Origin of the sequence: Kordia sp. (assembly GCF_045105435.1) — a bacterium.
In the GTDB taxonomy this organism is placed as follows: domain Bacteria; phylum Bacteroidota; class Bacteroidia; order Flavobacteriales; family Flavobacteriaceae; genus Kordia.
The window spans coordinates 1-9,076 of record NZ_JBGCDL010000236.1 but is presented as its reverse complement, the minus strand read 5'-3'; the positions used below and the strand labels follow the sequence as shown (position 1 = coordinate 9,076).

The following is a 9,076-nucleotide window of genomic DNA, read 5'->3' as shown; positions in this document are numbered from 1 at the left end:
AAATCCTTGTTTATTCTGCATTTTTGAAAATATTTTTATAGGCTTCAGAATTGATAAATGCTGGGAATTCTTGGAGGTCAAATGAAAGGTCTTCTTCATTTACCGTAAAACTTTCTGTCATTTTTGTTGTCAAACTAAGCGCTTCATCTATTTCATTTTGAAGCAATAAACCATAAAGTTTGTAATAATACCCTTCAAAAAAATCTGGAATTTCTGTGATTAATCGATCAAAAAAAGGCACTGCTTTTTCAAAATCAGTCTCTAAATCATAGATTAACCCTCTGTAAAAATCAAAAATAGGATCTTCGCCTACATAATCCACTAAATTGTCAATAGCAGTATTTAGTTTGTCTAGATTTGGAGTAGCTTGCATAAAACTTTCTTGAAAATTCAAATACGCATGCATCCGGGCATCATCAGGTTTTAGCGTTTTCATTTCTGTAATGACCTCCTGTAACTTGTCTTCACTATAATTTGAAACAGCTAGCAATAAAAACTCATAGTGGCGTGGATTTCTTTTGTTGACAGGAATAGAAACGAGCAGATTGTATGCTTCTTCGTAATTCCCCAATTGTAAATAATTTTTTGCTTTTTGGTATGCTTGCATCTCATAGTGAGATAATGAATTTCTTTTCACAGTTTTATAATACACTTCTGAAGCCATTTCAGAGAATAAGTTTCCTGTATAGAAACTATAGATGTCTGTGACTACGATGTTATCTTTTTTGATACCAAGTGTAAAATCCATAAAGTTGATAAAATCCAAACTATAAAGTCTAAACACAATATGTGGAACGCCCTCTTTTTTATAAAATTTGGTATATTTAAAATAGTTTGGGTTAATTAATTGGTTATGTATAGAAGTCCCAATTTTTAGTTGTGGTTTTAAAAAATCCACTACTTGTCTTTTCTTAAAACTTTCTACCAATTCACGATTTGAAAAACCAAATAAAGAAGCAACATCCACAGTATTATCAAATAGTTCAGGGTTGTTGTCGTGAATAGATTGTTCTAATTTTTGTGCAAATTCAACATAAGTTTCATCAGAAAATTGATTAAAAAATTCAGTAGTTTCAGCTATTTTTTGCGAATCCTTATATTTTTTCCCAAAATAAATAATGCTAATAAAAACAATTCCAACACCAATAATCATCGCTAAATTTTTCAAAAAACGCTTTGTACTCTGTTCGTTAGGATCGTTCATGTAGGATTAATGTGTATGTTTGTAATTCGTTGAAATATTACTATGTTAAAGTCAATAAATATACTATTAATTCTTGTAAGTGCGCTTGCAATTCAGTCTTCATCACAACTTCCTAAAGACTTTGTGTACGTTACAGATTATATTCCAGGTATTACTGTAGAGTTGCGCTATTTTTGTTCTGATAATTTTGTGGGAACACATATAGATGGCTATGAAGCGGAAAAGTGTATCTTGTCTTTGCCTGCAACGTTGGCCCTTCAAAAAGTACAAAAAGTGCTCAAAAAGCAAAACTTAGGAATTAAAGTGTTTGATGCATACCGACCACAACGCGCTGTAGATCATTTTCGTCGTTGGGCAAGAAATTTAAGTGATACATTGATGAAGCAAGAATATTATCCAAATGTAGCAAAAAAAGATTTATTCAGATTGGAATACATTGCCACAAAATCACGTCATAGTAGCGGAAGTACAGTTGATATTACACTAATTCATTTAGACACCAAAAAAGAATTGGATATGGGAAGTTCGTATGATTTTTTTGGTAAAATATCTTGGGTTGCGTATCAAAATTTGACAAAAGAACAATTGCACAATCGAAAACTATTGCAAGAAGCCATGTTACAAAACGGTTTTAGAAACTATCCACAAGAGTGGTGGCATTTTACATTGCGTGGCGAACCGTATCGAAATCAATACTTTGATTTTCCAGTACACTAATTTTTTTTTGTAACTTCATCTAAAATTATTGTTCAATTAAAATCAAAAATTATGTTAGACAAACTTCAAGAATTCAAAATCGAAAATGTAGCAACAATTACAGGCGGCGCAGGTGCTACCGAATATATAATTCTATAATGTGTTCATAAGCTGTTAATTACGGTGATACCGTACCCGTTTATTGTTTGTATTTAGTAATTTGAAATTCTACTAATCTTAAAAATAGAAACAATATGTTACAAAACATTTTAAATTTTGAAGGTGTTCGCGAATTAAAAAAAGAAGAACAAAATACTATAAATGGAGGAAAACGACAGTGTGGTATTAACGGAAATTGTGGCCCAGGAAATTGCTGTAATACCGCAGGTTGGTGCCAACGTTTTGGTTCGCACGGAACAACAGGCTATTTGTGTGATGGAAGTTATATCTAAAATGTAAAATCCAAAATCCAAAAAAATCAATTATAATAGACAAGCGAACTTTCGAGTTCGCTTTTTTTTTTGCTTATTTCAAATGTTAAGTAAGGTTTTTCCGTAAACATTGATGATTTGATTTCAGTAACTTACATTGATATTAATTTTTAATCAAGCAAAAATGTTAGAAAATATTTTAAAGTACAAAGGAATACACGTAATAAAGAAAAATGAACAAAGCAGTATTCACGGAGGCTTTCGTCCACCTTGTTATGATGCGCCAACGACAGATGTAAACTGTATAAGTCCTTGGGTTTATTTTACCGGATGTGGATGGATGTGTAAAACCGCACCAACACCTTAATATTAAAAGCGAGCTTTAGCGTTCGTTTTTTTGTATCTTAGTAATTATTTTAAATATATATAATATGATCAACAAGTTCAGAACATTCGAAATTAAAAATACACAACAAATTTTAGGTGGAGAAATACATTCTATTACTGCAGAAGTGACCATCAATAAAGCAAAAAGTGCTGATAAGCTAATGCAGAAAATGACACAATATATTTCATCATAACTGTTTTAAAAAAGATAAATATACAAGCGGACTTTCGAGTTCGCTTTTTTTATGCAAAAATTTGACAATCAAGTGAATCTAATCTCGAAACTTCAAAAAGCGTCTTTCTTCACGTGCTAAAAAGTTCGCATATTTATTAGGCGGATTGATGCTGAAGGATATTTTTTCTTTCGTTTCAGGATGTGTAAACTGAATGGAAGTCGCACATAAAAACAGTCCTTTTTTATAATTTTCTTCTGCTTTTCCGTACAATGGATCGCCAACAATTGGATGCTGTATACTTGCCAAGTGAATTCGCAATTGATGCGTTCTTCCCGTTGAAGGAAATAAGTGTACTAAGGATAAGTGCCCATTTTGTAGCGAAGAAACTGTCTGTAACGTTTTGTACTTGGTGTATGCTTTTTTTTCAGCTACAGCGGAATGGATCTCACCTTCGTCAGTCGTTTTTCCTATAACAATTGCCTGATATTCCTTTGTAATTTGTTGTGATTCAAATTGACGATATAAATCTCTTTGTGCACTTTTTGTCTTTGCAATAATTAAAATTCCACTCGTAGGATTATCCAAGCGATGTACTGGTTTGGGATAATTGAGTACGTCAATTGCAGCGGAAGGTTTTAGATTGTTAGGTAAAGCATTTTCAATCGTTTTAAAATAGTTTCCATTCGTGGGAAAGCCAGCAGGTTTGTTGATGATAGCAATACAATCATCTTCGAAAATAACAGGAATTTCTAGTTTGAATATTTTTTTGACAATCGTAGCTTCCGCATAAATTTTAATGATATCATTTTCGGAAACATACATTCCTGTCGTTGCCGTTTTTTCATTAACAGTCACTAATTGCTTTTTGATACTTTTTTTTAACGTACTCTTTGTTGCAATACAATCAAAATTTGCCACATCATATTCTTGCATTCGCACAGGTGCGTGTAACTTAGGGACAATATGTGTTTCGAGAAGTTTCAAAAAAAATATTTTTGTAAAAATAGGAAATTGATCATCACAAATGAATGTTTCTTCGCTGTATTAATGATGCGTCTTTTAATAGTTATAAAAACGTATTGTGCATAATAAAGTTGTAAGGTTAATAGATTATGTGTTATATTTAACAAAACTTAAACGGTCAGCCATGAAAATAAAGAAGCGTATATTTAGTTTCGTATGTGTACTTGTTTTATTCGCAACCGCTTGTACCTCAGACGACATTACCTCTGATGAAACTAGCACAAGAGCATCTGCACAACAGATATATCCAGCACAAACACCAACTAATGAAACCAATGCTGATGATGAGGTTGTAGTCGTAGTAGATACGATGGGAATTAAAAGAATACGATATACTAGCAATTCATCAACACGTCCGAATCGTAGAAAATAAATTATTTAGAAGAGAATCAATTTTTCAGGCAGCGAATTATTGCTGATGCTGCTGAAAAGTATAAGATATGATCGAATTTATAAAAAAACACGACTCTAGTAATTACTAAATTCGTGTTTTTTTATATGAAATATTTCTTGATTTTTAGTTAATTTTTTTCGCGTTCATTTGATTGCCTCCTTGATCTAAAGTTAAACTAACAGGTAATTTTGTGGTTTCATCCATTTCAAAAGTAATCGTAGCAACCACTACTTTTAAAAAGAATTTATGTTCCGCTTCTGCAAATAATTCTACTTTCGATTGATTGGTAGGTTGTGCAAAAAGTTTATCACCTTCAACCGTAACTTCTACTTGTAAATTTGGTGCCAATTGATACGTTCCTACATATTGTTTTAGTACTTCTGGCGAAAGCTTCATTTCCTTTTTAGGTTCAGGCATTTTTTCATCACTCCAAAAACCTGTTGATACTATGCTGTTATCTCTGAAAATGGCTTGCTTTTTTGTGTCATCAGAAAAGATATATTCAGCAAAACTATCGTCAAAGAAAAAACTTTTTTCAGATGTTGGGTAAATTTTAAATGTACCATTGCTATTAAGTCGTTTACTGTATAATTGTTTGCCTTTCAGTGTGATAAATCGGGTAGTACCATCATCAAATTTATAGGCGCCAACCCATTTTTGTAATTTTTCTTTACTGAGTTTAATAGCATCAGAAACTTTTGCATACGGTTTTCCAATAGTAATAGCGGCTATTTTATACGCAATATCTGTCGGAGTTATACAATCACAATTAGTCAAAATAATAATATATGCGTTTTCGCTTGGTACATAAATTCCTTGCGTTGTATAACCAAAAATTCCGCCACCATGCTCAATTACAGGAACATCTTTAATTCTATTCGTAAACCAACCATATCCGTAATTGATATTGTTTCCGTTGTTTATTTTATAATTTGTAAATGCTTTTTGCGTACTTTCTTTAGAAATTAATTTGTGATTGCGAATAGCAGTATTCCACTTCAATAAATCATCTACTGTAGACATAATTGAACCTGCTGCGTACGGAATTGTCATGCTAATATAATCTGCATTTTTAAATTCGTTTTCACGTTCTTGGTAGCCATACGCTCTGTTTTTGATGATTTTTGATTTACTTCCGTAGTACGAAGTAGTCATTTTTAATTTATCGAAAATTCGCTTTTGAATGAATTCTTCATAAGAAACACCGCTTATTTTTTCAATGATGTAACCTAAAAGAACGTAGCCCGAATTGTTATAACGAAATTCTTCATTCGGTTTAAAATCCATCGGTTCATTTTTAAACGCGTCAATTAATTCTGTAACCGAAAGATCTTTTCTAGCAAAGTCTCTTAACGAAGGAATTGAGGTGTAACTTTTAATTCCGGATGTATGTGTTAATAAGTGATGAATGGTAATTTTTGTGTCTTGTGTTGGATAATCGGGAATGAACTTCGTGATTTCATCATCTAGTGAAAGCTTTCCTTCTTCGAGTAACATTAAAATTCCGACTGCGGTAAATTGTTTGGTAATCGAACCAATTTCAAAAACACTTTCAGGAATTACATCAATATCTAGTTCTGCATTTGCTTTTCCGTATGCTTTTCGGAAGATCACTTTCCCTTCTTTTGAAACTAAAATCGTAGCGCCAAAATTATCTTTTTGGTATTGATCGTTCATGAGTTGATCAATCTGAGTTTCCATACTTTGTGCATGTTGTATAGACGGAGTTGCTATAAAAAGCCCTAAAAAGAATAGGTTGAGAATGATTGTTTTTTTCATCTGGTGTTCGTTTTTATTGTTTTTGATTGAATGGTAAAGTAGTATGACGATGCTACTCGAAAATAGTTACAAAAAAAAAGCCTCTTCAGGTGAAGAGGCTTTAAAATAAGATTTTTTTAATCTACTTAATCATATCATAACTACGTTTGATGAATTGTGTCAATTCTTCTCCCGTTAATAAGTTTTGAGATAAACGTGCTAAATCGAGTGATTGCTTGATTAAACGTTCTTGTTTCTTTCTTGTTTTTGTGTTCAGAATTTGTCCAACCAATTCGTGATTTGTGTTTACGACTAAGTTGTACATTTCTGGGAAATTTCCAAACATTCCGCCACCGCCAGATTGTTGCATTTCCTTCATACGACGCATGAATTCTGGTTGCGTAATCATAAATGGTGAAGCGTTAGAATCCATTGCTTCTAACTGAACAGTATATTTGTCAGCAGGCACAATTTCTGTCAATGTTGTTTTTAATGATGCTGTTTCTTCATCAGAAAGTTTCGAGATTTTTTCTTCGTCTTTTTTGATGATGTTGTCAATATGATCTGCATCAACACGGGCAAATGAAATATTCTCTTTTGAAGTTTCTAACTTTTGAATTAAGTGTGAAACAATTGGAGAATCTAACAATAATACTTCGTATCCTTTGTCTTTTGCAGCTTGAATGTAGCTGTGTTGTTGATCTTTGTTAGAAGCGTATAAAATGATAGTCTTATCATCTTTGTCCGTTTGCGTATCTTTTATTTTTTCGTGTAATTCTTCATACGTGTAATAGTTTCCATCTACAGAAGGATACAATGCGAATTTATCAGCTTTGTCAAAGAATTTTTCTTCTGAAAGCATTCCGTATTCAATCACAATCTTAATATCATCCCATTTTGCTTCAAAATCTTCTCTGCTATTTTTAAATAAAGAGCTTAATTTATCTGCCACTTTACGTGTGATGTATGAAGAAATTTTCTTCACGTTTCCATCAGCTTGTAAGTATGAACGCGATACGTTTAATGGAATGTCTGGAGAATCAATAACACCTTTAAGCATTGTTAAAAACTCAGGAACAATTCCTTCTACATTGTCCGTTACAAAAACTTGGTTTTGATACAATTGAATTTTATCCTTTTGCATATTCATATCGTTTCCAAGCTTCGGGAAATATAAAATTCCTGTTAGGTTAAACGGATAATCTACATTTAAGTGAATGTTGAATAATGGTTCTTCAAATTGTGAAGGATATAATTCGCGGTAAAAACTTTTATAATCAGCGTCTTCTAAATCTGCCGGTTGTTTTGTCCAAGCCGGATTTGGATTGTTGATGATATTATCAACGGTAATTTTTTCTGCTTCTGCGCCTTCTTCTGCATCTTCTGGAAGTGGTAACGTTTCTTCTTTTGTTCCAAATTTGATCGGAATCGGCATGAACTTATTATACTTTACTAATAATTCTGTGATTCTTGAATCTTCTAAGAATTCGGTAGAATCTTCTGCAATATGTAAAATAATTTCAGTTCCTCTTTCGGTCTTGTCATGTGCTTCCATTGTATATTCTGGAGAACCATCACATGTCCAATGTGCTGCTTTTGCATCACCGTGACTTTTAGAAATGATTTCTACTTTTTCTGCAACCATAAAGGCAGAGTAGAAACCAAGACCAAAATGTCCTATAATTCCTGAATCTTTGGCAGAATCTTTATACTTTTCTAAGAATTCTTCGGCTCCAGAAAAAGCCACTTCGTTGATATATTTTTGAATTTCCTCTGCGGACATTCCGATTCCTTGATCGATAATGTGCAATTTCTTTCCTTCTTTATCTACTTTAATTTCAATGACTGGATTTCCGTACTCTACACTTACTTCACCAATGTTTGTTAAGTGCTTTAGTTTTAAAGTCGCATCCGTTGCATTTGAAATAAGTTCTCTTAAAAAGATTTCGTGATCGCTGTATAAGAACTTCTTAATTAAAGGGAAAATATTTTCTACAGATACATTAATATTTCCTGTTGCCATTTTTATATAGTATTAGTTTATTATTATTTTTTCATGCTTTATTACGAATACTACTTCCCAAAAAAAATACCAACTTTGCACAAGTGACAAGATGACATAATTTCTGTCAAAAAGGGTATAAAAGAAAAACTCCGCCAAAAAGCGGAGTTCAGTATTTGAAATAAATATGTATTTACTTTTTACGTTGCGTTTTATGATCTTGATCTAATTCTTTATTTTTCACATGCATTTCAAGCCAACGATCTTGTTCCCACAATAAATGCATAATTGATTCTTTAGAGCGATATCCATGACTTTCTTTCGGTAGCATGACCAAACGTACAGGTGCGCCCATACCTTTTAAGGCATTAAAATAACGCTCACTTTGTAAAGGATAGGTTCCTGAGTTGTTGTCTGCTTCCCCATGAATTAGTAATAATGGTGTTTTCATTTTATCAGCATGCATAAAAGGAGACATGTTGTAATACACTTCTGGAGCTTCCCAGTAATTACGCTCTTCACTTTGAAATCCGTACGGAGTTAAAGTTCTATTATATGCGCCACTTCGAGCAATTCCTGCGGCAAATAAATTGGAATGTGTTAATAAGTTTGCGGTCATAAAAGCGCCATACGAATGTCCGCCAACGGCAACTTTTGTTCGGTCAATATATCCTAACTTATCAACAGCATCAATGGCCGCTTTTCCATTGGCTACCAATTGTTTGATAAATGTATCATTCGGTTCTTCGTTTCCTTCACCTACAATTGGGAAAGAAGCATCATCTAAAACCACATAACCTCTGGTTACCCAATACACAGGTGAGCCATAATACGGATACGTGAATTTATCTGCGTTAGCAGTTACTTGACTAGCATTTTTCTTGTCTTTATATTCTCTAGGATATGCCCAAAGAATCATTGGATATTTTTTTCCTTCTTCAAAATTTGTAGGTAAGTATAACGTTCCAGAAAGATCCAATCCGTCATCACGTTTATAGGTGATTA

The 9,076-nt window shown here is 32.8% G+C and carries 9 protein-coding genes; 4 read left to right on the top strand and 5 right to left on the bottom strand.

Going from position 1 to position 9,076, the window contains the following annotated elements; genetic code table 11:
- Nucleotides 1–10: 10 nt before the first annotated feature.
- Nucleotides 11–1,204: a tetratricopeptide repeat protein gene (locus AB8B65_RS12170; RefSeq protein WP_405301307.1), complete on the bottom strand. Its 1,194-nt coding sequence runs from the start codon at nt 1,202–1,204 to the stop codon at nt 11–13.
- A 42-nt stretch (nt 1,205–1,246) separates the two neighbouring features.
- Between AB8B65_RS12170 and AB8B65_RS12165 the strand changes: the two genes are divergently transcribed.
- The 3 genes from AB8B65_RS12165 to AB8B65_RS12155 all read left to right on the top strand — a co-directional run bounded on the left by AB8B65_RS12165 (nt 1,247) and on the right by AB8B65_RS12155 (nt 2,912).
- The gene (locus AB8B65_RS12165; RefSeq protein WP_405301306.1) at nt 1,247–1,921 is read left to right on the top strand and encodes a M15 family metallopeptidase; all 675 of its coding nucleotides are present in this window, start codon (nt 1,247–1,249) and stop codon (nt 1,919–1,921) included.
- Nucleotides 1,922–2,154: 233 nt separating this feature from the next.
- Entirely contained in the window at nt 2,155–2,352 is a 198-nt protein-coding gene (locus AB8B65_RS12160; protein WP_405301305.1) for a hypothetical protein, read from the top strand.
- A 410-nt stretch (nt 2,353–2,762) separates the two neighbouring features.
- Nucleotides 2,763–2,912, top strand: coding sequence for a hypothetical protein (locus tag AB8B65_RS12155; protein WP_405301304.1), 150 nt, complete (start codon nt 2,763–2,765; stop codon nt 2,910–2,912).
- Between the two features lie 78 nt (nt 2,913–2,990).
- Here AB8B65_RS12155 and AB8B65_RS12150 read toward each other — a convergent pair whose 3' ends face one another.
- On the bottom strand, nt 2,991–3,878 hold the full coding sequence (locus AB8B65_RS12150; protein ID WP_405301303.1) for an RluA family pseudouridine synthase: 888 nt from the start codon (nt 3,876–3,878) through the stop codon (nt 2,991–2,993).
- Nucleotides 3,879–4,041: 163 nt separating this feature from the next.
- On the opposite strand from AB8B65_RS12150, the gene AB8B65_RS12145 reads away from it, so the two are divergent.
- Nucleotides 4,042–4,290 carry a hypothetical protein gene (locus tag AB8B65_RS12145; protein WP_405301302.1) on the top strand — a complete coding sequence of 83 codons (249 nt, stop codon included), beginning with the start codon at nt 4,042–4,044 and terminating at the stop codon, nt 4,288–4,290.
- A 144-nt stretch (nt 4,291–4,434) separates the two neighbouring features.
- Here the strand turns inward: AB8B65_RS12145 and AB8B65_RS12140 are convergent, their stop codons facing one another.
- The 3 genes from AB8B65_RS12140 to AB8B65_RS12130 all read right to left on the bottom strand — a co-directional run.
- Complete coding sequence (locus AB8B65_RS12140) at nt 4,435–6,090, bottom strand: serine hydrolase (protein ID WP_405301301.1); 1,656 nt, start codon at nt 6,088–6,090, stop codon at nt 4,435–4,437.
- A 121-nt stretch (nt 6,091–6,211) separates the two neighbouring features.
- A complete protein-coding gene (gene htpG, locus AB8B65_RS12135; RefSeq protein ID WP_405301300.1) occupies nt 6,212–8,092 on the bottom strand; it encodes a molecular chaperone HtpG in 1,881 nt (626 codons plus the stop codon).
- A 172-nt stretch (nt 8,093–8,264) separates the two neighbouring features.
- Nucleotides 8,265–9,076, bottom strand: an 812-nt coding sequence (locus AB8B65_RS12130; protein ID WP_405301299.1) for an alpha/beta hydrolase family protein, incomplete at its 5' end; no start/stop codon positions are given.

Excerpts from the sequence above, each read along its gene's own strand:
- AB8B65_RS12145 (WP_405301302.1), top strand. The coding sequence starts at position 4,042 with ATGAAAATAAAGAAGCGTATATTTAGTTTCGTATGTGTACTTGTTTTA.
- htpG (WP_405301300.1), bottom strand. The coding sequence starts at position 8,092 with ATGGCAACAGGAAATATTAATGTATCTGTAGAAAATATTTTCCCTTTA.
- AB8B65_RS12165 (WP_405301306.1), top strand. The coding sequence starts at position 1,247 with ATGTTAAAGTCAATAAATATACTATTAATTCTTGTAAGTGCGCTTGCA.
- AB8B65_RS12155 (WP_405301304.1), top strand. The coding sequence starts at position 2,763 with ATGATCAACAAGTTCAGAACATTCGAAATTAAAAATACACAACAAATT.
- AB8B65_RS12160 (WP_405301305.1), top strand. The coding sequence starts at position 2,155 with ATGTTACAAAACATTTTAAATTTTGAAGGTGTTCGCGAATTAAAAAAA.
- AB8B65_RS12170 (WP_405301307.1), bottom strand. The coding sequence starts at position 1,204 with ATGAACGATCCTAACGAACAGAGTACAAAGCGTTTTTTGAAAAATTTA.
- AB8B65_RS12140 (WP_405301301.1), bottom strand. The coding sequence starts at position 6,090 with ATGAAAAAAACAATCATTCTCAACCTATTCTTTTTAGGGCTTTTTATA.